This is a genomic window from Actinoplanes sp. NBRC 103695 (genome assembly GCF_030269485.1).
Taxonomy (GTDB): Bacteria; Actinomycetota; Actinomycetes; order Mycobacteriales; family Micromonosporaceae; genus Actinoplanes.
In genome coordinates, this window is the sequence record NZ_BSTL01000001.1 from 70893 (window position 1) to 96129 (window position 25237).

The following is a 25237-nucleotide window of genomic DNA, read 5'->3' on the forward strand; positions in this document are numbered from 1 at the left end:
ACCGTGCCGGTCACGTTCATCGGCGTCCGCCACCACAGTCCCGCGTGCGCGCGGCTGGTCGCCGACACCATCGACGAGCTGCGGCCCGCGTACGTGCTGATCGAGGGCCCCGCCGACCTCAACGAACGGATCGGCGAACTGCTCCTCGGGCACCAGCTTCCGGTCGCCGTGTTCACCAGCTACCGCGACGACGAGCGGCGGCACGGCTCCTGGGCGCCGTTCTGCGACTACTCGCCCGAATGGGTTGCTCTCACCCGGGGCCGGGCAGTGGGCGCGGAACTGCGCTTCATCGACCTGCCCGCCTGGCACCCCGCCTTCGCCGGACGCAGCAACCGGTACGCGGACGCCGAGCTGCGCTACGCCGACGTCATGGAACGGCTGTGCCGCGGCTTCGGCGTCGACAACGTGGACGCGCTGTGGGACCACCTGTTCGAGATCGCACCCACGGACGGGCTGGCCGAGCGGCTGGCCACCTACTTCGACCTGGTACGCGGAGAAGCCGCGGCGGGGGAGTCGGACACCGCACGCGAGGCGTACATGGCGTCCTGGGTGCGAGCCGCGGCCGCCTCCGCCGGGGACCGGCCGGTCGTCGTGGTGACGGGCGGCTTCCACCGGCCGGCCCTGGTGACCCTCGCCGCGACCGGGGACACGGAGTGGCCGGCGGCGCCACGGCTGCCCGAGGGCGCGCTGGGCGGCAGCTACCTGGTGCCGTACTCGTTCCGGCGCCTCGACGCGTTCGACGGTTACCAGTCCGGGATGCCGTCGCCCGGGTACTACCAGGAACTGTGGGAGTCCGGGCCGTCCGCGGCGGCGCGACACCTCGTCACCTCGGTGGCCGGCCGCCTGCGGAACCGGAAACAACCCGTGTCCACCGCCGACCTGATCGCCGCCCGGGCCACCGCCGACGGGCTCGCCATGGTTCGCGGCCACGCCTCCCCGGCTCGGGCCGACGTCCTTGACGGCCTGGCTTCGGCCCTGGTCAACGAGGCGTTGGACGTACCCCTGCCGTGGTCCTCCCGGGGCACCCTGCGAGCCGGCAGCCACCCGGTCGTCGTCGAGATGGTCGCCGCGCTCAGCGGGAACCGCGTCGGGCGCCTGCACCCCGGCACGCCCGCGCCGCCCCTGGTCCACGACCTCGACGCCGAACTCGCCCGCGCCGGCCTCGACGGTGCCGGCGACCTCGACCTGGACCTCACCCGCCCCGGCGACCGCTCGCGCAGCGTGATCCTGCACCGGGTGCGGGTGCTCGGAGTGCCCGGCTTCTCCCGCACCGCCGGGCCGTCGGTGGGCCTGGACCCGGCGCTGCGCGAACGCTGGGCCCTGCGCCCCGACCCCGGCCGCCTCACCGCCGTGATCGAGGCCGGCGCCCACGGCGCGACCCTGGCCGACGCCTGCGCGGCCGCCCTCGCCGAGCGGGCCGTCCTGGCCGGCCGGGACGTCGACGCCCTGGCCGCGGTGCTGTTCGACGCCGCCCTGGCCGGCGTGACCGAAGTGTCCGACCGGGCCCTCGCCGACATCGACGCCGGCGTCGCCGCCGCGCCCGACCTGAGCCCGGTCGGCCGCATGCTGGCCGTGGTCCTGACGATGTGGCGGCACGACCGCGTCTTCGGCACCATCCACAGCGCCGTCCTCGGGCGCGTGGTGACCGCAGCGGTCCGTCGCATCCTCTGGCTGGCCGAAGGCGCGCACGGCGGCGCGGCACCGGCCGACCTGGGCCGGATAGCGGCGCTGGCCGCCTGCCGCGACGCCCTCCGCCATGCCGGGCGGGCCCTCTCGCTCGATCTGCACGGCGCTGTCGAGACGGCCTCTCGGGTCAGCGCCGACCCGGCCGCCCCGCCTGATCTGCGCGGCGCCGCCTTCGGCCTCCGATGGGCACTCGCCGACCTCGTAACCTCCGCCTTGCCCGCGTCGGGCCCCGGCTCCGGCGTGACGGGCGCGGCTGTTCCCGATCCCTTTGAGCCCGTGGGTGTTGATGCGGTTCGGGCTGTGCGCGGCGCCTTCGTGGCGGCGACGGCCGGGGACTGGCTGGCCGGGCTGTTCGCGGTGGCGCGGGAAGAAGTCCTGCACGACGAGGAGGTTGTCGCGCTGCTCGACGATCTGCTGTCGGGGATGGGGACGGAGGACTTCCTCGTTGCGTTGCCCGCTTTGCGGCAGGCGTTCGAGTTCTTCCCGCCGCGGGAACGGGAGACGATCGCGGGGCGGTTGCTCGCCAGGCGCGGGCTCGGCGGGACCGGGCGGAGCCTGCTGCGGAGCGCCGTCGACCCTTCGGTGGTGGCGGCTGGGATGCGGCTCGACGAGCGCGTCGACGAGTTGTTGTCGAGCGTGGGGCTGGTCACGGGCACGGGGATCGCGGGGCTGGTTAGAGGTGTGGCGATCGTGGGCGTGGAGGGTGCGGGGTTGAGCACCGAGACGGAGGGTCGGGCGTGACTGATCCGGGTCTGGAACGGTGGCGGCTGGTGCTGGGGAAGCCAGCGTCGGCCATGGGTCCGCTGGGTGCGGACGGTGCGGCTCGGGATGCGGCGCTGGACTGGCTCTACGGGCGCGATGAAGACCATGACCGGCGGGATGTGCGACAGGGCGCCGCGACCACGGGACGAGAAGGCGGGGACGGGCCGTCGCTGCTGACCACGGTGGACTGGCTCCACGACATCAACCGGCTGTTCCCGCGGGAGACCATCGAAAGGCTGCAGCGGGACGCGGTCGAACGCTACGAGATCAACGACATCGTGACCGATCCGGCCGTGCTGGAGACGATCGAGCCCAACCCTTCGCTGCTGCGGGCCGTGCTGCAGACCAAGCATCTGATGAACCCGGAGGTACTTCGGCTGGCCCGGCGGATCGTCGAGGCGGTCGTCCGGGACCTGCTGGCGAAGATGGCCACCGAGGTGCGGGCGGCGTTCACCGGGGCGCGGGCGCGGCGGCCCAGCCGGTGGAAGCAGGCCCGCGACTTCGACATCACCCGGACGCTGCGGGCCAACCTCGGGCACTACCGGCCGGAGGAGCGGCGGCTCTACATCGAGACGCCGCACTTCTTCTCGCGCACCCGGCGTCACGTCGAACAATGGCAGGTCATCCTGCTCGTCGACCAGTCCGGCTCGATGGTCGACTCGGTGATCCACTCGGCGGTGACCGCGGCGTGCCTGTGGGGGCTGCCGGGCGTTCGTACCCATCTGATCGCCTTTGACACCGAGGTCGTCGACCTGACCAGCGAGGTGGACGACCCGGTCGAACTCCTGATGAAGGTGCAGCTCGGCGGCGGCACGGACATCGCGCGGGCGGTCCGGTACGGCGCGTCGCTGATCGAGCGGCCGGGGCGGACGATCGTGGCGCTGATCAGCGACTTCTATGAGGGCGGCTCGCGGTCGGACCTGATCCGGACGGTGCGCGAGATGGTCGACCAGGGGACCAGGGTGCTGGGGCTGGCGGCGCTCGACGAGCAGGCCAACCCGAGCTTCGACCGGGACATGGCGCAGAGCCTCGCCGACGTCGGCGCGTCCGTGGGGGCGATGACGCCGGGCGAGCTGGCGGCGTTCGTGGCCGAGCAGGTGGGGCGATGACGCTGGGGGAGCTGGTGGCGTTCGTTGCCGGGCTGGTGGGGCGATGATGCCGGGTGAGCCGACCGTGAGCGGCGCCGGGCTGGTGGGGCGATGAGGGCGGATCTGCTGGCGCTCACCGACGCCACCCTGGCCGAGCTCACCAACCGCGGGCTGGTCAAGCGGGCCGGGCGCGAGCTCGAACGCGCCCGGCCGGAGCTGGCCGAGGACGACGACGGCACGGTGCGGGCGTCCTTCCCGGACGGGGTTGCCACGATGCTGCCGGTCGGCGGGCTGGACAAGGGCTCGTGCGGGTGCGGTGCCCCGGGCGTTTGCCGGCACATTGTCGGGCTGGTGCTGGCCTACCAGCACGCCAGGACCGCGCGGGCCGAGGAAGGGACCGCACGAGCTGAGCAAGGGACCGCGCGAGCTGAGCAAGGGACCGCGCGAGCTGAGGAAGGGACCGCGCAAGCTGAGGAAGGCACCGGGCGAGCTGAGGAAGGGACCGGGCAAGCTGAGGAAGGGACCGGGCGAGCTGAGGAAGGGACCGGGCAAGCTGAGGAAGGGACCGGGCGAGCTGAGGAAGGGACCGGGCAAGCTGAGGAAGTCACCGGGCGAACCGCGGAAGACGGTGCGTCCCAGAACGAGCCGGCGCGTGGCGATGCCGCCGGTCGACCGGCGGCAGCCAGGCCCGCGCGAACACCGGGACCGGACGCGACGGGTCGTGGCGGCAGCGGGTGGTCGCCGGGGCAGTTCACCGACGAGGAACTGGTGGCTCGGATCGGCGAACGGATGGTCGCGGCCGCCAGGCGTCTCGCGGGGACCGGATATGTCGCCCGGGTGCGCCGGGGACGGCCCGCGGATCCGGTGCCCAGCGTGGAGTTGCCCACGGCGACCGTGCGGTTCCTCGTACCCTGGGATCTGGGTTTTGCCCGGTCCGACGCGGTCGCCGGGGTGCGCGACGATGTGATCGCGCTGGCCGTGTGGGCGTTCCGGGTGGCCGACGAGCAGGCGCCGGGGCAGGCGGACGTCCGGGTTCAGGTGGGTGGTGGCGCGGCGCCCGCCGGCGGGCCCGGGCTGGAGGCGGCGGTTGCGCTGGCCGCGGTGGTGCTGCGGGAGGGCGCGGTCCATCTGGGTGCGGGGCAGGCAGGCGAGATCGCTTCGGTACGCCGTGAGCTCGACGCCGCGCGGATGCGGTGGCCGCTGCTCGCCGTGGACGACCTGGCCGGTCAGCTCGAGGCCTACCGGCAGCGCGGCGCACGCTACCGGCCGGAGTTCCTCGCCGATCACGTCGCGGAACTGTTCGCGCGGCACCGGGCGGTGACCGGCGGCGGCTCGGAGCTGCGATCCCAGGTGCTGGGGACGGAGGAGGCGGCCGAGACCCCGTTGCGGCGGGCGAGGCTGGACGGGCTCGGGGCGCGGGTCTCGGCGGTCGGCGACGAGCGGGTGGTGGACCTGTTCCTGGCGCATGCGGACAGTGCGGCCGTGCTGGTGTTGCGGCGGGCGTACCAGACGGAGGAAGCCGGACCACAGCTGGCCGCGCGGCGCATCGCGGGCGTGACCGTCGGGATGCTCGCGTCCGGGACGGTCGTGACCGAGTCGGCGGCGCGCAGCGCGAGCCGGGCGGTGCGGCTCGGCGCGCGGCGACTCAGCCGGACCGAGGCGATGGCGTCGCGCGGAGCCTGGCAGCATCTGCCGCCGTCACTGATCGCGGACGACCTGACCGCCCTGGCCGCGGAGCTGGACGCGCTGCCACCCCGGCCGATCCGCGCGCGCGTGCAGGCCGAGCTGGTGCGGGTGATCCCGGTGACGGCGGTGCGGTCGGTGAGCTACGCGCCGGGCGATCAGCGGCTGGACGCGGTGATCGAGGACGCGGCCGGCGTCCCGGCGACGATCTCGGCGACGCATGCGGCGTGCGTGCCGGGCCGGTTGGACAGCATGGCCGCGGCGCTGGACGGCGACGTCCGGTTCGTCTCGGGGACGGTTCGCCGCGCCGGCGGGGGTGTCCTGATCGATCCGCTCGGCTTCGCGATGCCGGACGGCGTGGTGGTGCCCGACCTGGCGCCGGCCGCCCGGGCCGCCGACCCGGCCGCCCGCCCCGCCTCGCAGGACGATCCGCTCGGAAGCGCACTGGACGAGGCGGTCACGCTGCTCGCCGAGGTGGCGCACCGGGGCCTGCGGCATGCGCCGGCCACGGTGGGCGACCGTCTCCGATCGGTGGGCGGCCGTCTGACCACGCTGGGAATGCGCCGCGCGGGCGCGGGGGTGGAGTCGTTTGCGGCGCTGCTGGGCCCGGATCCGGGCGACCCGGCCGTGTCCGCCTGGGTGGACGCCTACCTGCGCGTCTGCCTGGCCGCCGAGCTCCGATGACAGCGAGCGGGGGCATGCTTGCGCTGGGTTGCCGGGCGGCGCCGGAGGCTTGCTCGTTGTCGCCGCTTGGGCTGAGCGTGGGGTTTCGCTGGGGTTGCCAGGCGGCGGGGTGACCGCTCGCCCTCGCTGCCGCCGCTTGCGCTTGGCTCAGGGGTAGCTCCTGGCGGTAATTGGGCGTCGGATGGCGGTCTGGGCTACCACTTTCCTTCGGCGTGGTAGCTGGTGGCGGTATTTCGGCATCAATGCCGCCGCCCCTTACCACTCTTGCCTGGTCCTACCACTCGCGTTGGGGCTTGCCAGCGCGAAGACGGCCGGGGTGGCGGCCCCACCGACGTTGCCGTCGATGGGGCCGTGGGACGGGTCGTGGGGCGGGTCGTCAGCTGGCCGGGCCGATGAGCTTCCAGGGCTCGTGGTCGGCGTCGGCGCCCGTGCCGGGGATGTTGTTCTGGGTCCACCACTTGGCGTGCCAGACCTTGCCGTTGTACTTGACCGTGGTCTGCTCGACGGTCTGGGTCGACGGGTCGTAGACCTTTGCCGCGTCCCAGTTCGGGGCGTTGCAGCCGCCGGTGGGCGGGGTTGCTCTGCCCAGGCCCTTCAGGTTGTCGGTTGCGGGGGCGTAGGCCGTGCCGCCGAGCGACAGGCTGGTGTTCACCGGGCCGGTCACCGGGAGGAAGTAGATGATCGGCAGGTCCAGGGTGCGGCCCGCGGGGATGATCTGGCAGTAGTCGAGCGTGGTGCTCACCCGGTGGAAGGTGGAGCCGGGGGTGAGGCGCCACTGGCCGTCGGTCTGCCAGTTGACGTCCTTGACCAGCGGGGACGTCGAGGCGGGCAGGTCGAACGACAGCACCGAATCCTTGCCGCCGCCCAGCGTGCGGCCGGTGTTGTTGGTGATCCGGAGCGTGGGGGTGAGGGGCCACAGGTTGGCTGTCTGGGTCGGGTAGTCGACCAGGTCCACGCTGATGTTCGCGGTGACCGCCGGTGCGGTTCCGGTGCTGCCGGCTCGCAGGTCCGTCGAGTACGCGCCGGCGTTGCCCAGCTTCTCGTTGATGCGGGTGGTCAGCGTGTAACCCATGCCGCACGGGTGCTGGGCGTCCACCGTGGCGGGGCAGGCGTAGTCGCCGCCGAGCTCCCACATCATCACGCCACCCGCGCCGGACGAGCGGACGAAGTCGGTGATCGCGTCGACGCCCTGTTCGTCCTCGGTGGACAGGAAGACCCTCTTGGTGTTGTTCCACAGCCAGGACGTCTTCGTCGCGTTGTCCCAGAAACGGGTGTACGTGCCGGACAGGCGGTCGGCGGGATCGCTGTCCGGTGTCAGGCCGACCGCGGGGGCGTACCTCGGAAGGATGTTGCTCTCGAGGTTCTTCGCATGCCACAGCGGGTTCGTGCCGGAGCCGAGCTCGCCGCCGTTCGAGGTGTCGTCGTGCCAGATGTTGTCGATGCCGACCGCGCCGTCGCCGCACGGGCGGCGGATGCCGGTGCCGGGCTCGCATCCGGTCCTCGACGAACTGCCCCACATGCCGTTCGTACCGCCGGTGACGTTCTTCCAGCCGCGCGTGTAGTACGGGATGCCGATGTTGACCCGGCCCGCCTGCAACGCGCCGCGCATGTATTTGAGGGCCCAGGTCGTGTTGAAGTAGCCGATGCCGCCGTACTCGGGGGTCGAGTACTGGTCGGCGAGCTCCGGGTCACGGCCGTCGTCGGCCAGGGCGGCGTTCGGGCCCACCACGTCGTTCCAGGTGCCGTGGTAGTCGTACGCCATCAGGTTGGTGAAGTCCTGGTAGTCCAGCGCCGTCTGGTTGGCCATGCCGCGCACCAGGTAGCCGGACGCCGACGAGGCCGAGGTGAGCTGGTAGTACTTGTTGTCGGCCGCCGACGCCCGGTTGAGGGAGTCCCGCAGCGTCTTCATCAGCGCGGTGTAACCGGCGGGCAGGCCACGGCGGCGCGGGTTGGCGGTGCCCCAGTCGGCCGGGTTGCCGGTGTCGTCCAGCACGGTCGGATATTCGAAGTCGATGTCGACACCGTCGAAGCCGTACGTGCGCAGGAAGGTCACCGCCGACCCGGCGAACGTGTCGATCCCGCCCTGGTTGACGCTGCCGTCGGTGTTGGTGGTCATCGCGTAGAAGCCGCCCGACCCGGCCCAGCCACCCACCGAGATGAGCGTTTTGACACGCGGATGAAGGCGTTTGTACTTGGTCAGAAGATTGAAATGCCCGCGGTACGGCAGGGACGTGTCCATCTCCGCGCCGGTCTGACCGGGCCATTCCGTCCGGGTGGCCGAACCGTCGACGGTGATCTGGTTGTCCACCACGCCCGCGAACGCGTAGTTGAGGTGCGTGACTTTCGACCACGGAATGTTCTTCACCAGGTAGTGCGGGGTGCCGTCGGCGCCCGTACGCCCGCCGTTGAAGTAGGCCACGACCCGGCGCGGACGACCCTGGCCGAGCCACTCCCGGCCGTCGCTCTGATAGATCTTGCAGTACGGCACGGACACGCCGGCCGTGGTCGCGAGGCCGTCGGGCCGGCAGTCGCCGGAAGCGCCGGGACGGGTGCCGCCGTCGTCACCGCCGGCGTGTTGTTCCATCGGGTCGCCGACGCCGCCGTTGTCGTCCACCGGGTCCGGCCCGGTCGTGTTGCGCTCCACGATGTCGTCGATCAGCCCGCCGCCGGGGAAGTCCATCATCACCACGCCGGTGCGGGTCATCGACGGCTCGCCGCCGAAGTTGTCGTCCCGGTCCGGGTAGAACTCGGGGCAGCGGCCGTCGGTGTCGTGCAGGCACTGGATGAGGAACTCGTTGACGCCGTTGGCGGTGGGGGAGCCGCCGGCCACCGTGAACGGATGCGCGCCGGAACCCGAGCCGCTGGTGTAGTTGATGTACATCGCGTCCGGCTCGTAGACGTGTTCCCGCTCGCCCGGCCGGTGCAGATCCCACACGCCGTTGGTCTTCCGCAGGTGGGTGCGGACCTTCTCCCACTTGTCGTCGATGTCGTCGATCTGATCGACCTGGTAGTCGTCCTGCACGTACTCGCCGTTGGATCCGCCGCCGGGGTAGGGCTGCCTCAGCCCGTACCCGGAGTAGATCCCGCCCTGCACACCGCGGAAACCCAGCAGGACGATCTTGCCGCGCGTCTCACCCAGCGTGGGGATGTCGGCCTGGCTGGTGCCGGTGACCGACGGCGTCCAGAAGAGGCTGCTCCAGTCGGTGGCCGGGCGGGACTCGTCGCCCTCGCCCGTGTAGGCCTTGCCCTCCAGGTACGACCGCAGCGTCTTGAGGCGCCACTCGTCGTTGCCGTAGCCGCCGGCGTCGTCGCAGGAGCCGGTCTCGCCGGTGCACTCGGCCTTGAGGTGCAGCAGGATCGTCTCGCGCGGGTGCGCGGCGAGGAAGTCCCGGGTCTTGGTCAGCACGTCGGCGAAGTTGGCCCACTGGTAGTAGGTGCCGTGGTGGACGGTGAAACTGACCCCGGCATCACCGGAGTCGACGCGTACGCGGATGTCGAGCGCCCGGATGCCTGCGGTGAACTGGGTGGTCAGCGTCCCCGCGCTGTAGCCGTGGTTCTCCTGTGTCTTGGTGAGGCTCGTGGTCAGCGGGTCGCACGTGTCGCCGCTGTCACCGGAGTACCCGCACAGCGCCAGGCTGTCGTGCGTGCCCGGCACCGACAGCCGGGCCAGGCTGGTGTCGCCGGGCACCCGGCTCATCCAGTCGACGTTGGCGGCGGCGGCGGACTCGATGCTGTTGTAGTACTCGTTGGCCTGGGCCGCGCCGCCGCTGACCACGAGCGTGGCCGCGGTGGTCGCGAGGCTCAGTGCGGCGGCCAGGAACAGCCGTGGTCTCGGCAAGGGATCCCCCTGTGCTCGGCGAGCGCCAGACATGGACGATCATCGATACTACGCGGTTGCCGGGAATTCAGGTGAAAGTGGCGCGAATAAACCGGACACGCCGGACCGTGACCGAATGGCACGTCATTTGTCCGTTTTGGATTAGCTTGACGATCATGACGGAGCTGGTCACCTCGCGGGTGTCCGTTCTCGAGGTGCTGGGACGTGCCCGCGACCACCTGGTCGCGCGGCAGGACCCGGCCGGCTGGTGGCGCGGCCTGCTCGAGACCAACGTGACGATGGACGCCGAGGACCTGCTGCTCCGCGAGATGCTCGGGATCCGTACGCCGGAGGAGACCGCCGCCACCGCCGCCTGGATCCGCTCCCGGCAGCGCCCCGACGGCACCTGGGCGACCTTCCACGACGGCCCGCCGGACCTGTCCGCCGGCGTCGAGGCGTACGTGGCGCTGCGCCTCGCCGGCGATCAGCCGGACGCGCCCCACCTGGCGCGCGCCGCCTCCTGGATCAGCGCCAACGGCGGCCCGCAACGCACCCGGGTCCTCACCCGCGTCTGGCTGGCCATGGTGGGCCTGTGGAGCTGGGACACGCTGCCGTCGCTGCCGCCCGAGCTGATCCTGCTGCCGCGGTGGGCGCCGTTCAGCATCTACGACTGGGCATGCTGGGCGCGGCAGACCATCGTGCCGCTGGCCGTGGTCCGCGCGCACCGCCCGGCGCACCCGCTGCCGTTCGACCTTGCCGAGCTCGGCGCTCCGCCCGTCCCGGCGTCGAAGGCCCCGCGCAACGGTCCGCTCCGGCGGCTCGCCCTGCGCCGCTGCCTCACCTGGATCGTCGACCGGCAGGAGGCGGACGGCTCCTGGGGCGGCATGCGGCCGCCGTGGGTCTACTCGATCCTGGCGCTCCGGCTCGCCGGGCACCCCGCCGCCGACCGCGGCCTGGCCGGCCTCGAACGGTTCACCGTGCGAGGCGACGAGGGGCGGTGGGTGGAGGCCTGCCAGTCGCCGGTCCGGGACACCGTCCTCTCGGTCGTCGCGCTCACCGACGCCGGGCTGGCCGGCGACCACCCGGCGGTCGGGGCGGCCGCCGACTGGATCCTGGCGGAGGAGGTCCGGCGAACGGGGGACTGGGCCGTGCGACGTCCGTACGGCCGGGCCGGCGGCTGGTCGTTCGAGTTCGACAACGACGTCTACCCGGACACCGACGACACCGCCGAGGCCGTGCTGGCGCTGCTGCGGGCACGCACCACCGGCAACGCGCGCCGGGTGGACGCCGCGGTCCGCCGCGGATGCGAGTGGCTGATCGCCATGCAGTCGGCGGACGGCGGCTGGGGCGCCTTCGACGCGGACAACACCAGCAGGTGGCCGGGGCGGCTGACGTCCGGCCTCGGCGTGACGACCGACCCGCCCTCGGCCGACGTCACCGCGCACGTGATCGAGGCGCTCAGCCAGGGCGGCGCGGGCGGGACCTCGGCGGTCCGGCGCGGCGCCGACTGGTTGCTGCGCAACCAGGAGGAGGACGGTTCCTGGTTCGGCCGGTGGGGCGTCAATCATGTGTACGGTACGGGCGCCGCCCTGCCCGCCCTGGCCGCCGCCCGCACGGGTGTGGACGGTGCCCGCGCCGACCGGATCGACGAGGCGATCGCCCGCGGCGTCGCCTGGCTGACCGCCTGCCAGCAACCGGACGGTGGCTGGGGCGAGGACCCGCGCTCCTACCGCGACCGGTCGTACATCGGCCGTGGCCCGGCGACCCCGTCGCAGACCGCGTGGGGCCTGATCGGGCTGCTGGCCGGTGACGCGGGCGCCGAGGCGATGGGCCGGGCCGCCGACTGGCTGACCGGGCACCAGCGGCCCGACGGCGGCTGGGACGAGCCGCACTACACGGGCACCGGTTCCCCCGGCGACCTCTACATCAACCACCACCTGTACCGGATCGTCTTCCCGCTCAGCGCGCTCGGCCGGTACGCGAGCCGGCATGGCTGACCTCGCCGTCCTCTCGTGGCCCGGTGCGGTCCGCGCCCGGGTGGGCGAGGTGCTGGACGACTTCCTGGCCGGCCGCACGCTGCCCGGCACCGAGGAGTTCCGGCCGCTGCCCGCCGACGTGATCGCCGAGGTCGTCCGGGACGGCCGGCGGACCCGGTCGCTGTTCTGCGCGGCGGGCGCCCTGGCCGGCGGAGGGGATCCGCTCGCACCCCAGGTGGTCCAGGTGGCGGCGGGGCTGGAACTGTTCCACGCGTTCACCCTCATCCACTTCCGCGGCGGCCCGTCGATCGTGCCCCGTGTCGGCGCGGCGGGCGCCATCTTGTTCGGCGACCTCTGCCTGGTCTGGTCCCAGGAGCTGATCGAGTCGGCCGGCATCGGCCCCGCCGCCCGGCCGTTCCTGACGGCGATGCGCACCGAGGCCATCGCCGGCCAGTACCTCGCCATCGACCCGTCCGCGCCGTCGGCCGAGGAGGACCGGGCGTGGAAGGTCACCCGGCTGAGGACCGCGTCCCACACCGTGCAGCGGCCGCTGCAGATCGGTGCGGCGCTGGCCGGGGCGCCACGGTCGGCGCTGGCGTTCTGCTCGGCCTTCGGCGCCCTGATGGGCGAGGCCTGCCACCTCCGCGAGGAGCTGGGCGACCTTCTCGGTGATCGACCGCTGCCCGGGAGGCGCTCCATACTGATGTCCCTGGCCTGGCGGCACGCCGGCCCGGCGCAGCGGCGCACGATTGCGGCCCTGCACGGCAACCCCGCCCTGGATGACGAGGGTGCCGCCGGCCTGCGCGCCGTGATCCGGGAGACCGGCGCCGACCGCATGGCCGCCGAGCTGATCGCCGACCGGACGGAACTCGCGCTCGCCGCCGTCCGTGAATCCGGTCTGTCGGCCGAGGCGCGTTCCGCGCTGACCGAGCTGGCTCACGCCGCCACGAGCTGAGGCCGCTGATCCCGCACCGGCGGCGCCGTCACCCGGGCCGGGGTCGCGGTGCGCGTGGCGAGCCCGATCACGCCGAGGGTGACGCACGCCGCGGCCACCAGGGCGAGCACCGTACCCGCGACGCCGAACCGGAAGCCCTCGCCGAGCATCAGCATCCCGACCGTCGTGGCCACCACCGGGTTCGCGACGCTGACCATCGCCAGGGGCGCCGCGAGGCCCCCGCCCCGGTACGAGAGCTGGCTCAGCACGAGGCCCCCGCCCGCGAAGAGGGCTATCGGGGCCAGCGCCGGCACCGAGAGACCGGCCGCCTGAGTCTTGATCATCACCGAGGCGACGCCGAACGCCGTACCCGAAGCGGCCGCCAGGAGCAGGCTGCGGGCCGGCGGCGACGAACTCGACCGCGCGACGCTCGCGAGCACAGCCACTCCGGCAAGGGTGATCGTCGTCAGCCACCACCCCTCGGCGACCGTGAGGACGGCGGGCTCGTCCGGTACGGCGGTCAGCGCCAGGATCCCGGCGAGGCCGGCCACGGTCAGCCCGGCGTCCCGCCAGGCCTCCGGGGTCACCCTGCTCCGGGTACGGACGGCGGCGATCGGCAGCGCGAACAGCAGCGTGAGCGCACCGAGCGCCTGAACCACGCCGACCGTGCCGTACCCCAGCGCGATCACGTGAAGGCCGGCGCCCGCACCGGTGAGCACCAGTGTCAGCAGCCAGCGTGGCGCGCTGCGGCGACCGCCGGCGGCGAGCTGTTCCTGCACCACGGCGGCGGCCGCGTACCCGGCCGCGGACAGCACGGAGAGCAGGACCGCGTACTGGATGCTGTTCGTCATGCTCCTCAGCCTGCCGTGGATCGCCCGCGAGGTCGTCCTACCAGCGCAGGCATCCGCGGATACCGCGTCAGTAGTAGGGGCTTCGCGGCCTCAGCGCGCCGGCGGCAGGTCGCCGGGGCGGATCAGACCACTCTGGTACGCGATGACGACGAGCTGCGCCCGGTCCCGTACGCCTAGCTTGCGGCCCGCGTCGTGTCCGCGTGGTATCCGCGGCGGGCCGGATACCGCGGTCGCGGTAGCCGCGAATGACCATGGCCGGGGGACGCGCACGGCACCCGCCGCGGAGCACCGTGGCGCCATGAGCGACTCGACCGAACGACGCCGATCCCGCATGGATGCCGGTTCCTCGTGCCCGGTGCTGCCGAGAGGCGAGCGGGCGCTGGCCGGCGGGCGTGACACCGCCACCAACCGGTATGTCGTGGCGACCCGGAACGCGGTGTACCACCAGGGTTTCCGGTGGGAGTTCGAGCCGTGGCGCCGGCTGGGATGGGACCGGGTCGAACGCGCCGACTGGGACGCCGGCCGCGCCGAGCTGACCCTGGTCGGGCTCGAGGGGCCGCACCTGACGCTGCGGTGGCCGGGCAACCGCGGCCTGCTCGATCTGGCCCGGGAGCGGATCGCCGCGACCACCCTGCTGCGCGTGCCGGTGTGCCGGGCCGGGCAGACGGTCGGCTGGTTGTCCGCACGGCGGCCCGCCGGGTCCGGTGACGTCCGGTGGGTGTTGCGCGCCGCCGGTGTCGAGCTGACAGACGAGGAGCTGGCGCGGGCCATCAGGCAGGCACGCGTCCAGTCCGGCATCTGAATGAAGCGCCGGTACACCACGGCGCTGGCAGCCGTACATGACCACCGTGGGGGCCTGCTCATCCCGCGCCCGTGCGGGCTCGCCACCGCGGAGAGCGCCCGGATCGCCGAGCCCGCCCGATGACCCCGTCAGATCCGGGTCGTGGCCGAGCGCAGGGCCGCGAGGAGCCGGGCCGCCTCGGCCTCGTCGGTGGTGTCCCGGGTGGCGGTCCCGTCGGCCGCGCTGCCCAGGAACAGCCCGGTGGCGTCGGCCACCGCGCCCTTCGCGGACGCGTGGATCGCCTGGACCCCGGTCGCCACCAGCGAATCCACCAGGTCGGGCCGCACCCCGCCGCCGGCCATGATCTCGATCCGTCCCGCGGCGGCGTCGACCAGCGCCGTCAGGCCGGACAGCCCGTCGGCGACGGTGGACGGGCAGCCCGAGGTCAGGATCCGCCCGACGCCGAGCGACACCAGCTCGTCGAGGGCCGCGGCGGGGTCGGGGAGCGCGTCGAACGCCCGGTGGAACGTCACCGCCGCCGCACCGGCCGCGTCGACCACCCGTGCGACCAGGTCACGGTCGATCCGGCCGGCGCGCAGGCCACCCACCACGACCCCGGCCGCCCCGGCGGCCACGGCATGGCGCACGTCGTGGACCGTCAGGGCGACCTCGTCCGCGTCGTACTCGAAGCCGCCGGCCCTCGGCCGGACCAGCACGTGGACCTCAGGCCCGGCGGCGGCGGCCGCGATCAGCCCCAGCGACGGCGTGACGCCGCCCAGGGGGAGTGCCGAGCAGAGCTCGATCCGGTCCGCCCCGAGCCGGGCGGCCACCGCGAGGCCGTGCGTGTCCTGCACGGCGAGCTCGAACGTCACCATCACAGCGGCGCGATCACGGGGTTGCGGGCGTGCTGGTAGATCACCGAGCTGCGGAATCCGACTATCTCCCTGCGCTTGCTGAACCTGTCCATCAGGAAGCCGTGCAGGCTGTCCACCGACGGGACGGCGACGTGCACCAGGAAGTCGTCGCCGCCGGCCACCACGAACACCTCGAGCACCTCGGGCAGGCCGGTCACGTACGCCTTGAAGCCGTCGATCACGTCCCGGCTCAGCGGCCGGACCTGCACGTTCAGCAGGGCCTGCACGTGCCGGTTGAGGGCGGCCAGGTCGATCTCCGCGTGGTAGCCGCCGATCACGCCGCGCTCGCGCAGCAGCCGGACCCGCTCCAGGCAGGTGGACGGTGCGATGCCGACCGTGCGGGCGAGGTCCCGGTTCGTCTGCCGCGCATCTGCCTGCAGCTCACGGACGATGGCCGCATCAAGTTCGTCCACGGCCACAATTCTGGCATGACAGCCGAATTTCGTTCGGTGATCTGCCGCACAGGCCCGGTGAATGCTTAACGTCGCGGCATGAACCACGAACGAATTGTCATCGAGCGAGGCCGCCGCTCCGGATTCCCGATCATCGTCGCCGTGCACTCGACGTCCCGGGGCCAGGCCATCGGCGGATGCCGGATGAAGGGCTACGCCGGCTGGCGGGACGGGCTGGCCGACGCGCTGCGGCTGTCGACGGCGATGACCGCCAAGAGTGCCCTGGCCGGCCTTCCGCACGGCGGCGGCAAGACGGTCGTCGCGCTGCCGGCCGGCCGGATCCTCGACGCGGGGGAGAGGCGGGACGCGCTGCTCGACACCGGGGACGTCATCGCCGGCCTGAACGGCGCGTACGCCACCGGCCCGGACGTCGGCACCGGGCCGGCCGACATGGACGTGATCGCGGAACGCACGCCGCACGTCTTCTGCCGGACGGACAAGAGTGGCGACCCGTCCGAGGGCACCGCCGCGGGTGTCGTCGCCGCCCTGCGCGCGGTGTGCGCGCACCGGTTCGGGTCGGCCGACCTCGCGGGGCGCAGCTTCGCGGTGCTCGGCCTCGGCCACGTCGGCGCCCACCTGGTCCGCATGCTCGCCGAGCTGCATGCCAAGCTCCTGGTCAGCGACATCAACCCGGCTCTGCGTACGGTCGCCGAAGCGCACGGCGCCACCTGGACCAGCCCGGACGAGTGCCTGACCGCCGAGGTCGACGTGCTCGTCCCGGCCGCGCTCGGCGGGCTGCTCACCCCGGCCACCGTCCCCGTCCTGCGCTGCGCTGCGATCGCCGGACCGGCCAACAACCAGCTCGACGGCCCGTCGACCGCCGGCCTGCTGCGGGACCGCGGGATCCTCTTCGCACCGGACATCGTGGTCAGTGCCGGCGGCATCATCCACGCGATCGAGATCGAGCTGCACGGCGCCACCCCGGCGCAGGCGACGCGGCGGATCGACAGCATCGAGGACACGCTCGGGAAGGTCCTGAACGGGCACTTGGCCGTTTCGTTGCAGTAGTTCCGCCACTTTCCCGCATGTGCACGAACTCCGTCGTCTACAGGGGAGTGTTGACCTCCTGTGGGAGAGTTACCGGCATCTATGTGCCAGGTGAAGGGGACCCGGCCGACGGGGAGGCACAGAGGTATGCGCCTGAGAAGACTTTCCGCCGCACTGGTAGCCGTGGGGACGTTCGCTGCGCTCAGCGCGGTCGCTCCCACGGCGGCCCAGGCGGCAGCGCGGAAGGTCGCGGACGGGACGGCGACCAGCGTCACGCTGATCACCGGCGACCGCGTCACCTTCAGCGACAGGGGCGGGGTCAGCGTGCAGCGCGCGCCCGGCCGCGAGAAGATCAGATTCGTCGGCCGCGTCTCCGAGGGTCACCGGTACGTGATCCCGACCGATGCGCTGCCCCTGCTCGAGGCCAAGAAGATCGACCAGCGGCTGTTCGACCTGACCGCGCTCGAGGACTTCGGCTACACCGGCGACGCCGTCCTTCCGCTGCTGCTCGCGTACCCGAAGAACAGCAAGAGAAAGCCGGCCACCGCGACCACCGCCCGCGTCACCCGTGACCTCACCGAGGTGGGCGCGCTGGCCGTGGACGTGCCGCTGGCGGACCGTGGCGACTCGTGGGTCTCGATGCGCCAGGACAAGAACGTCGAGCGGATCTACCTGGACGGCAAGCGCAAGATCAACCTCGACGTCAGCGTGCCCCAGATCGGCGCGCCGGCCGCCTGGGCCGAGGGCCTGGACGGCACCGGCGTCACCGTCGCCATCCTGGACACCGGCATCGACGCCACCCACCCGGACTTCGCCGGGAAGATCGTGGCGCAGGAGAACTTCACCAGCCTGCCGACCGCGGACGACAACGTCGGCCACGGCACCCACGTCGCCTCGATCATCGCCGGCAGCGGCGCCAAGTCGGGCGGCAAGTACAAGGGTGTCGCCCCGGGCGCGAAGCTCGCCATCGGCAAGGTGTGCGAGGTCGAGTGGTGCGAGGAGTCGGCGATCCTGGCCGGCATGGAGTGGGGAGCGCAGGCCGCACCGATCGTCAACATGAGCCTCGGTGGCGGCGACGCCCCGGGCATCGACCCGCTGGAGCAGGCCGTCGAGGACCTGACCGCGGCGCACGGCTCGCTGTTCGTGATCGCGGCCGGTAACGACGGCTACTTCGGCGACCACACGGTCGGCTCCCCGGGCAGCGCGGACTCGGCGCTCACCGTCGGCGCCGTCGACCGCGAGGACAAGATCGCGGACTTCTCCAGCCGCGGCCCGCGGGTCGGCGACGACGCGATCAAGCCGGACATCACCGCGCCCGGCGTGGAGATCGTGGCCGCCCAGGCCGCGAACGGCTTCATCGGCACCCCGGCCGCCGACGGCTACGTCGCCCTCAGCGGCACCTCGATGGCCACCCCGCACGTGGCGGGCGCGGCCGCGATCGTCACCCAGCAGCACCCCGGCTGGTCCCCGAAGCAGCGCAAGACCCTGCTGATGGGTGCGGCCAAGCCGACCGAGGGCGCGAGTGTCTTCGAGCAGGGCGCCGGTCGGGTCGACGTGGCCCGGGTCGTGCACCAGGCGGTGTCGGTGGACGAGGGCAGCGTCAGCTTCGGCCTCCAGCAGTGGCCGCACGACGACGACGCCCCGATCACCAAGACCATCACGTACCGCAACGGCGGCACGGCGCCGGTCACCCTGGCGCTCACCCTCCAGGGCGACACCGGGACCTTCGAGCTCGGCGCGACCAGCGTGACCGTGCCGGCCGGCGGGACCGCCGCGACCACCGTCACCGCGGACACCCGGGGCGACGGATCGGACGGCTTCCTCACCGGACGCGTGGTCGCCACCGGCGGCGACGTCAAGGTGGAGACGCCGGTCGCGGTCAACCGCGAGGTGGAGAGCTACGACGTCACGTTCTCGCACATCGGCCGGGACGGCGAGGGCGCGACCGACTACCTGACGGTGCTCACCTCGCTCGCCGACGGCAGGGCGTACGACATGTTCGGCGGCGACGCCGACGCCAAGATCCGCCTGCCCAAGGGTGAGTACGGCCTGTTCAGCTGGATCTGGGGCCCGGAGGACCTGAGCTTCCTGGTCCAGCCGAAGCTCGTGGTCGACGGCCCGGACACGATCAAGCTGGACGCCCGGCGCGGCAAGCCGGTGGTCGTCACGCCGCCGCGCAGGGACGCGTCCCAGGCGCTGGTCGGCGTCAACGCGGACTGGTCCGGCGAGAACTTCAGCTCCGGCGCGTCGGCGCTGTCCGGTACGCCCGGTGACACGTTCACCGCGCAGATCGGCGGCAGTGGCAAGGTGGACCAGTTCACCGCGTCGATCAACTCGGTCTTCGCCAAGGCGGACGCCGAGGGCGGCTTCCTGAACAGCCCGTACACGTACGAGGCCTCGTGGCTGCGCAAGGGCTCGTTCTACAACGGGTACGTCAAGACCATCGATCCGAGCACGCTGGCGCAGGTCAAGACCAACTACAACCAGGAGGCAGCCGGCGAGGGCGTGATCGGCGTCAAGATCAACTGGCCGAACCTGGGCGACATCGGCGGCTGGGCCGCGGGCCTGCCGTTCCGCACGCCGTTCCAGCGCACCGAGTGGCTGAACACGGACGGCCCGACGAGCTGGTCGGCCGACTTCGAGCAGGACTACCAGCCGGACCCGGGTGAGTTCCCCGAGTTCCTCAGCGGCTCGTCCGCGCCGGACGCCAAGCTCAAGGCCGGTCAGGTCTACAAGCAGGACTGGAACCGTGCGGTGTTCGCGCCGTCGGTGAACGGTGACGTGGACACCGCGGTCCGGTACGGCGACGTCATCGTCGCCGGGGTGCCGCTGTTCAGCGAGGGTTCCGGTCACCTGGGCTGGTCGCAGTACGACGAGGCCCGGACCGCGCTCTACTCGGGCAACACGCTGATCGGCGAGAACGCCGGCGACTACGGCGAATTCGAGGTCCCGGCCGGCGCGGCGCCGTACCGCCTGGAGATGTCCGCCTCGCGCGGCACTCCGCACCGCCTGTCCACCGCGGTCAGCGCCTCGTGGACCTTCACCTCGGACACCGGCGAGGAGTACCGCCTGCCGCTGTCCACGGTCAGGTTCAGCCCCAAGCTGGACGAGACCAACTCGGCACCGGCGGGCGCGTTCAACGTGCCGGCGACGGTGGAGCGGCCCAAGGGTTCGACGGCCAAGCCGAACCGCCAGTTCACGGCCGAGTTCTCCACCGACGATGGCCGCAGCTGGCAGCCGGCCCGGGTGACCGGCGCCGGCGACGACCGCGTCATCAAGGTCACCAACCCGGCCTCCGGCGCCGTGTCCTTGCGCGTCCACACCATCGACGGCGCGGGCAACACCGCGTCGATCACGGTGGTCAAGGCGTACGTGGTGGGTTAGTTCTCTCGGTACGCCGGGCGGGGTCTCCTTCGTGGGGGCCCCGCCCTTCCGTCGTCAATCGGCGGGTGAGACGACCCAGACCCGGCCGACGGCCACGACCTCGGCGTCGGCCCGGTCGACCACCAGGATGGTCTCGCCGGTGCGCTGTGTCCGGGGCGTGGGGTGATCGACGCCCAGTACTCGGACCGGTCGCCCGGTGGCCTCGTCCCGCAGGTGCGGCAGCCCGGCGAGCTCGCCTCCGACGACCATTCCGACCGCGACAAGCCCGCCCCGGGCGGCGATGTCGAACACCTCATTGACCCGAAACTGCTTAGCTGCTGTCATCACGACCGTTTCTATACCGTTCGAGGGCAGGCACCTCACTGTCGTAGGCCCGATCCTCGAGTTCCTTCAGCGGCCGATGCAGGTGTTCACCCGCACGTTGTTGCTGCACATGGGTGTGTTCGTGAGCGATCGTAGCGGCCAGCGTCTCGTCATCGGCGAAGCTTGCCGGGCCGAGGCGGATCTGTGCTCCGCTCATCTCGGACGGCGTGTACGCGCCGGCGTCCATGTGATCGAGGTACCGGATCTCCTCGGGATCACTGATGATCACGACGTCGACATCATTGAGATCGACATCCATCCGACCGGCGATGTCACGGACGTTGTCCAGCGTCATCGGAGTGCCCGGGCCGTTGTCCAGGACATCTTGGTTGCTGCGCACCGGACTCTTGCTGAAGAAGACCGGAGCAGCCGGCGTTTCGGGCGCGCCGGACATCGGGTGGGACCGGCTCATCCGGCGGAGGGCCTGCTTGATGGCGTCGAGCGCACCGGTGAGCTCGTCGAGCTTGCCATTGAGCCGACGGAGACTGTTCAGGAGGCCGCGGATGAAGTGCTGGATCTTGTCGACCCACTTGGCCACGAGGGTGGCTACCTGTCCGATCACCACCGGCGTCGCTATACCCAGCGTGAGGCCGGCCTCAGCCAGCCACTGGGGCAACCGGGCAGCAAGCGTTGCGACGAACTGGGCGATCAGGTCACGGACGATGCCGCGGACGAGTCCGACGAGGAGGCCGGCGCCCTCGACCGCGTGTGAGATCGCTCCGGCCGCCGTGGCGATGCCGCCGATGGCGTCCGCCTGCGCGCCGGCATGATTCCGGTAAGCCTCGCCGGAGTCGCCCAGCCACGCCGCGGTCTGGCTGCGAACCGATGAAAGGTACTGTTGCTGGCTCTCGGTGACAGCCGCGGAGACATTTCGCCATGTCGCCGAATGGGCGGCGACTTCATCCGGATTGCCCGCGAGCCAGTCGAGGGCGTCCTTCAGGGGCTTGACGTGTTCCATCAGCCAGCCGACGCCCCACGCCACCAGTGAGCCCAACGGGTCGATCACCAGGCCCAAAACGTCCAGCGCGCCGCCGACGCCGCCGAGCGAGGTGTCCACCCAGCTGTTGTCATTGATGCCACTGCTGATCTGTGCGGCGTCCTCCACCAGGCCCAAGCCGGTGTACCAGGTCGTCGAACTGTGCGCATCGGCGACCAGTGGATTGTCGGTCACAACGGCAGGCTGAGGCCGGGGCCTGCGGCGCGGTTCACTTCGCCGGCGGCTTGAGCATCACTCTGCTCCATTGCTGCTGCGACGCCGCGCAACTTCAGCGCCGTCTCCTCCAGCGCCTCGGTAGCGTCGTTCATCGCGTCCGACGCACTGACGAAGAGAGGACTGAGAAGGCCGGGCAGGAACTGGCAGAGCTGCCCGTACGCCTGGGTATCGATGGAGACCTCACGGACCGCCGACCGCGCCCGCCGCATCTGGTCCGAGGCTTCGCCGACCGCGGCGCTTTGCCGGAGAAGGTCGCTCGCGGAGATCTGAAAGCCCTGACTCATCGCAGATCCTCCCTCTCGTCCGGTGAAGGGAACCTGGTGTCGAAGGAGTTGATGACGGCCCGCCCGGTCTCAGAGTCCTCGCCGACGGTGGCTCGTACCTCCTCGGCGGCTCTGCCCGACAAATCGGCTTGAGCGGCTCTCATCACGGAAAGAATCTCCCGGGACAACTGTCTGCCGGACAGGTCTTTGACGCCATCAGCCAGGTCGAGCTTTTCCATCTGGCCCGCCGCGCCGACCGTGATCCGGATCGTGCCGTCACGACTCTCCGCCGTGCCGGTCAGGGAAGCCACTCGACGGGAGAGCTCGACGCTCCTCTCGGCCTGCGCGTTCACCTGCGACACCCAAGAGTCGAGCCACTCCTCGGCGGCATCGATGTCGTTCATGACCCCTGCTTTCATCGATGAACTGGCAGCGTAACCGCGGTCTGCGCCAGTGTCAGCCGACCGGGGTCGCCGTTTAGCGCCGCTGAACCGGGTCTTGCCGGTCGCTGCTGCCGCGCGTTGTCTCCGGCGAAGCCGGTCACGCCGGCCGCGGCGATGAGGATCACGATCACGCGCATGACGAGCCGGCGCCGGGAGGAGGCCATCATGGCTTGGTCTCGTAGATGGCGAACGGCAGGTACGTCGGCTGGCCGCCGCCCGGGAGGCTCTTCGGGTCGAAGATCTCCAGGCTGCCCAGGACGTAGCAGGTGGCCGGAGTGGACCGGCTCGTTTGCAGGGCGAGCCGCGCCTCGCCGGCTGCGTTCGCCGTGACCGTGTGGGTGGCCTGGTAGAAGTGGTTGCCCCGGCGGCCTGCCGAACCGGCGCAGGCGTACAGGTGCACGTCGGTGGTCGTGCCGGGGGGAAGGCCGCCGAAGAAGACGTCGATGGTCGACCCGGCGGCGGCGCGCAGGGGAGCGATCGCCATCGTGGGGTGGTCGGTGCGCCGGGTGACGAACGTGCTGCGGGCGTGATCCTTCCCCTGGCTGGCCTCGACGGCGTAGCGGCCCTCGGGACCGCCGGGCGGGAACGGGAAGACCGGCTCGGTCGTGGCGTCCCACCCGGGCGGCAGAATCTTGGTGATGACGGCCCCGGCCGGCGTCGTGAACTCCAGGGTCACCGCGAAGTCACCGTGGAATCCGAACAGGCAGAACAGCGGCGCGCTCGGGATGGTCACGACCTCGGGCGCGGCCACCACGAGCTCGCCGGGTCCCTGGTTCGGCGCGCATTCCGGCCCGCCGCCGACGAAGAACTCGAGCTGCTCCGCGACCCCCTCGGGCGGTGGCTGGTCCCGGCGGAGCATCTCGTCCATCGACGCGCTCTCCCGCGTCCGGGCGCCGGGAGGGAGTCCGCCGGCGTCGGGACGCTTCGAGGTGGATGCTGATGCGGTTTCCGGGGTGGCGACGGGCGTGAGGGGAACGGGTGACGAGGCCGGCGGCGACTGTGGTGGCGAGAAGGACGGCAGAGGCGGCGCCGGCGTCACAGACCGGGACGGTACGGGGGCGACGGCCGATCGCGCGCGAGAATCGTCACCGGTGAACCGGATCGCGACGCTGCTCGTGGCCGCGAGGACCGCGACCACCGGCACGACGATGCGGCGCACCCACAGCACGGCCTCGGTTGCCATCGACCCCCCATGACGCCCCCGTCGGATCGATGGCAGTTTCTCAGGGGACTCGCCCGGCCGCCAGACCTGTGGATGACTTTGGACAGTCCCTCCGCTGCGTCCCGATCACGGACAGCAGGGGGAAGACCGGCCCCGGCTCGGCGACCAGCGCCGCCGCTTCCGGCATCACCGGCGCGGTCCCGCGGGTCGGCGGCGGAGCCGGAGTTCGAGCGCGGCGGCCACGGCTTCGCCGGCCGGACAGGAGACGTCCGGGACGACACCGCGGCCTTCCCAGTTGGTCCCGGTGCGTGAGTCCACCACGTACGCCTCCGGCAGCAGCCCGAGCACCGACGGCCCGAGCCGGACCGGCGTGATGTGGTCGGCCGCGCCCGGAGTCCGTTCACCGACGACGGTGACCCTCCCGCGCGCCTGCAGGTGGTAGGCGAGCGCTTCCCCGAGGAGAACGTCCCCTCGCCCACGAGAACAGCGACGGGCTGGGTGAGGGCGGTCCCGGGTGCCAGGTCGGGGGTCCACCACTGCCGCCGCCGATCCCGGTAGACCACGTCGGACAGCTGCTCGGCCTCGTCCCCGAGCAGCCGCCCGGCGATCAGGGCGACCGTGGCCGGATCCCCGCCGCCGTTGCCGCGCAGGTCGAGCAGGATGCGCTCGGCCCCGTCGGCCAGCGTGAACGCGGCTTCCAGGAACGGCCGGGCCGGCCCGATCGCGTCGAGTCCGTCGACCCGGATCAGGCAGGCGCCGCCGTCCAGCCGCCGCGCCTCACCGACGCCGGCGGCCCGCGCCCGCACCTCGTCCGGGTCGGTCGGCGGCCAGCCTTTGCTCTCCTCGTCGGCGGGCTCGGTCCCGTCCGGCTCGAAGACCAGCAGCAGGTGCCGGCTGTGCTCCCACGCGACCTGTTCGATCTCGCGGCACACGCCCGCGGTCACCGCGTCCGGGCTCCCGCCGAACCGCTCCCGCACCTCGACGGCGAGCCGGTCCCGCCGCTCCCCGGCCGGCATCAGCCGTTCGATCCACCCGGCCAGCCGCTCGACGAGATCCCCTACGGTCATCGCTCCACGCTAGATGCCGCGGCGCCGCTCCGGGCGGCCGTTCGCGCAGGGCAGACGGCAGGCGATGACTGTAGGGGATCTCGTCGAGCGGCCGTTCGTGTCGGCAGACGGTTCGTGCTTCCGGATGGGCATGGAGGCCGTCCGCCGCGGCCGGCTCTGAAACACCCCGGCAATACCGGTCAGGCGCGGCGGCGGGCCCGGTACGCCGCCATCTTGGCCTGGCTGCCGCACTCCTGCATGCCGCACCAGGTGCGGCGGGCGCCTCGGGAACGGTCCACATAGAGCCGCGTGCACGCCGGCTTGGCGCACTCCTTGACCGTCGTGCCGGTCTCGCTCAGCAGGGTCAGCAGGGAACGGGCGACGTCGGAGAGCGCGGCGCCGACCGGGCCGGTGCGGCGCAGGCCGTCCGCGGTCAGGGCGAGGCGGACGGGGGCCACGGCGGCGTACTCGTTGACCGTGGCGAGTGCGTCCGGCGGGAGCGGCCGGCCGCCGGTGTGGGCCAGCACCAGCGCGTACGCCGCCTCGCGCAGCCGCCGGGCGGAGGTCAGATCGGCCGGGTCCGCCCCGGGCGGCGTGTCCAGCACCCCGGCCCGGACCAGCCAGTCGTCGAGATCGTCCGGCGAATCCAGCGTCTCCTCGGGGGTGTCCCGCCGCCACTTCAGGGTGCCGGCGAGATCCAGGGCGAGGTTGCCGCTCACGAACATGCCCCGATGTTACCCCCTTGACC

At 72.2% G+C, this 25237-nt stretch carries 20 protein-coding genes; 8 read left to right on the top strand and 12 right to left on the bottom strand.

Going from position 1 to position 25237, the window contains the following annotated elements:
* The first annotated feature begins 3 nt into the window (after positions 1–3).
* The 3 genes from QSK31_RS00290 to QSK31_RS00300 all read left to right on the top strand — a co-directional run bounded on the left by QSK31_RS00290 (position 4) and on the right by QSK31_RS00300 (position 5903).
* Positions 4–2427 (top strand): DUF5682 family protein, encoded by a 2424-nt coding sequence (locus tag QSK31_RS00290; RefSeq protein WP_285679819.1) that lies wholly within the window; start codon positions 4–6, stop codon positions 2425–2427.
* Positions 2424–3557 (top strand): VWA domain-containing protein, encoded by a 1134-nt coding sequence (locus QSK31_RS00295; protein WP_285679821.1) that lies wholly within the window; start codon positions 2424–2426, stop codon positions 3555–3557. The genes QSK31_RS00290 and QSK31_RS00295 overlap by 4 nt, the downstream gene beginning before the upstream one ends.
* 90 nt (positions 3558–3647) lie before the next feature.
* The gene (locus tag QSK31_RS00300; protein WP_285679822.1) at positions 3648–5903 is read left to right on the top strand and encodes a YehQ family protein; all 2256 of its coding nucleotides are present in this window, start codon (positions 3648–3650) and stop codon (positions 5901–5903) included.
* Positions 5904–6279: 376 nt separating this feature from the next.
* Here QSK31_RS00300 and QSK31_RS00305 read toward each other — a convergent pair whose 3' ends face one another.
* On the bottom strand, positions 6280–9741 hold the full coding sequence (locus QSK31_RS00305; RefSeq protein WP_285679823.1) for a phosphatidylinositol-specific phospholipase C domain-containing protein: 3462 nt from the start codon (positions 9739–9741) through the stop codon (positions 6280–6282).
* A 155-nt stretch (positions 9742–9896) separates the two neighbouring features.
* Here QSK31_RS00305 and QSK31_RS00310 point away from each other — a divergent pair, with 155 nt between their 5' ends.
* Positions 9897–11717, top strand: coding sequence for a terpene cyclase/mutase family protein (locus QSK31_RS00310; RefSeq protein ID WP_285679826.1), 1821 nt, complete (start codon positions 9897–9899; stop codon positions 11715–11717).
* The gene (locus tag QSK31_RS00315; RefSeq protein WP_285679827.1) at positions 11710–12651 is read left to right on the top strand and encodes a polyprenyl synthetase family protein; all 942 of its coding nucleotides are present in this window, start codon (positions 11710–11712) and stop codon (positions 12649–12651) included. Before QSK31_RS00310 ends, QSK31_RS00315 begins: the two co-directional genes overlap by 8 nt.
* Here QSK31_RS00315 and QSK31_RS00320 read toward each other — a convergent pair.
* Positions 12633–13481: a DMT family transporter gene (locus QSK31_RS00320; RefSeq protein ID WP_285679828.1), complete on the bottom strand. Its 849-nt coding sequence runs from the start codon at positions 13479–13481 to the stop codon at positions 12633–12635. The two genes, QSK31_RS00315 and QSK31_RS00320, sit on opposite strands and share 19 nt — an antisense overlap.
* A gap of 298 nt (positions 13482–13779) precedes the next feature.
* Between QSK31_RS00320 and QSK31_RS00325 the strand changes: the two genes are divergently transcribed.
* Positions 13780–14283 (top strand): hypothetical protein, encoded by a 504-nt coding sequence (locus QSK31_RS00325; RefSeq protein ID WP_285679830.1) that lies wholly within the window; start codon positions 13780–13782, stop codon positions 14281–14283.
* A 128-nt stretch (positions 14284–14411) separates the two neighbouring features.
* Here QSK31_RS00325 and QSK31_RS00330 read toward each other — a convergent pair whose 3' ends face one another.
* Together QSK31_RS00330 and QSK31_RS00335 are read right to left on the bottom strand one after the other, a co-directional pair.
* Positions 14412–15137, bottom strand: a complete 726-nt coding sequence (locus QSK31_RS00330; RefSeq protein ID WP_285679832.1) for a copper homeostasis protein CutC — start codon at positions 15135–15137, stop codon at positions 14412–14414.
* On the bottom strand, positions 15137–15589 hold the full coding sequence (locus tag QSK31_RS00335; protein WP_285679834.1) for an Lrp/AsnC family transcriptional regulator: 453 nt from the start codon (positions 15587–15589) through the stop codon (positions 15137–15139). The genes QSK31_RS00330 and QSK31_RS00335 overlap by 1 nt, the downstream gene beginning before the upstream one ends.
* 78 nt (positions 15590–15667) lie before the next feature.
* Between QSK31_RS00335 and QSK31_RS00340 the strand changes: the two genes are divergently transcribed.
* Both QSK31_RS00340 and QSK31_RS00345 read left to right on the top strand, forming a co-directional pair.
* Positions 15668–16636 (top strand): Glu/Leu/Phe/Val dehydrogenase dimerization domain-containing protein, encoded by a 969-nt coding sequence (locus tag QSK31_RS00340; protein ID WP_285679836.1) that lies wholly within the window; start codon positions 15668–15670, stop codon positions 16634–16636.
* Positions 16637–16798: 162 nt separating this feature from the next.
* Positions 16799–19999 (top strand): S8 family peptidase, encoded by a 3201-nt coding sequence (locus QSK31_RS00345; protein WP_285679838.1) that lies wholly within the window; start codon positions 16799–16801, stop codon positions 19997–19999.
* A gap of 54 nt (positions 20000–20053) precedes the next feature.
* Here QSK31_RS00345 and QSK31_RS00350 read toward each other — a convergent pair whose 3' ends face one another.
* From QSK31_RS00350 to QSK31_RS00385, 8 genes are all read right to left on the bottom strand, one after another.
* Positions 20054–20323: a hypothetical protein gene (locus tag QSK31_RS00350; RefSeq protein ID WP_285680444.1), complete on the bottom strand. Its 270-nt coding sequence runs from the start codon at positions 20321–20323 to the stop codon at positions 20054–20056.
* The gene (locus QSK31_RS00355) at positions 20310–21533 is read right to left on the bottom strand and encodes a WXG100 family type VII secretion target (protein ID WP_285679840.1); all 1224 of its coding nucleotides are present in this window, start codon (positions 21531–21533) and stop codon (positions 20310–20312) included. Before QSK31_RS00355 ends, QSK31_RS00350 begins: the two co-directional genes overlap by 14 nt.
* A complete protein-coding gene (locus tag QSK31_RS00360) occupies positions 21530–21859 on the bottom strand; it encodes a hypothetical protein (RefSeq protein WP_285679842.1) in 330 nt (109 codons plus the stop codon). The genes QSK31_RS00355 and QSK31_RS00360 overlap by 4 nt, the downstream gene beginning before the upstream one ends.
* Entirely contained in the window at positions 21856–22242 is a 387-nt protein-coding gene (locus QSK31_RS00365; RefSeq protein ID WP_285679843.1) for a YbaB/EbfC family nucleoid-associated protein, read from the bottom strand. The genes QSK31_RS00360 and QSK31_RS00365 overlap by 4 nt, the downstream gene beginning before the upstream one ends.
* Positions 22243–22253: 11 nt before the next feature.
* A complete protein-coding gene (locus QSK31_RS00370) occupies positions 22254–22448 on the bottom strand; it encodes a hypothetical protein (RefSeq protein WP_285679844.1) in 195 nt (64 codons plus the stop codon).
* Positions 22445–23149, bottom strand: coding sequence for a hypothetical protein (locus QSK31_RS00375; protein ID WP_285679845.1), 705 nt, complete (start codon positions 23147–23149; stop codon positions 22445–22447). Before QSK31_RS00375 ends, QSK31_RS00370 begins: the two co-directional genes overlap by 4 nt.
* Before the next feature lie 167 nt (positions 23150–23316).
* On the bottom strand, positions 23317–24510 hold the full coding sequence (locus tag QSK31_RS00380; protein ID WP_285679846.1) for a S41 family peptidase: 1194 nt from the start codon (positions 24508–24510) through the stop codon (positions 23317–23319).
* Positions 24511–24689: 179 nt separating this feature from the next.
* Entirely contained in the window at positions 24690–25214 is a 525-nt protein-coding gene (locus tag QSK31_RS00385) for a CGNR zinc finger domain-containing protein (protein ID WP_285679847.1), read from the bottom strand.
* Positions 25215–25237 lie beyond the last annotated feature (23 nt).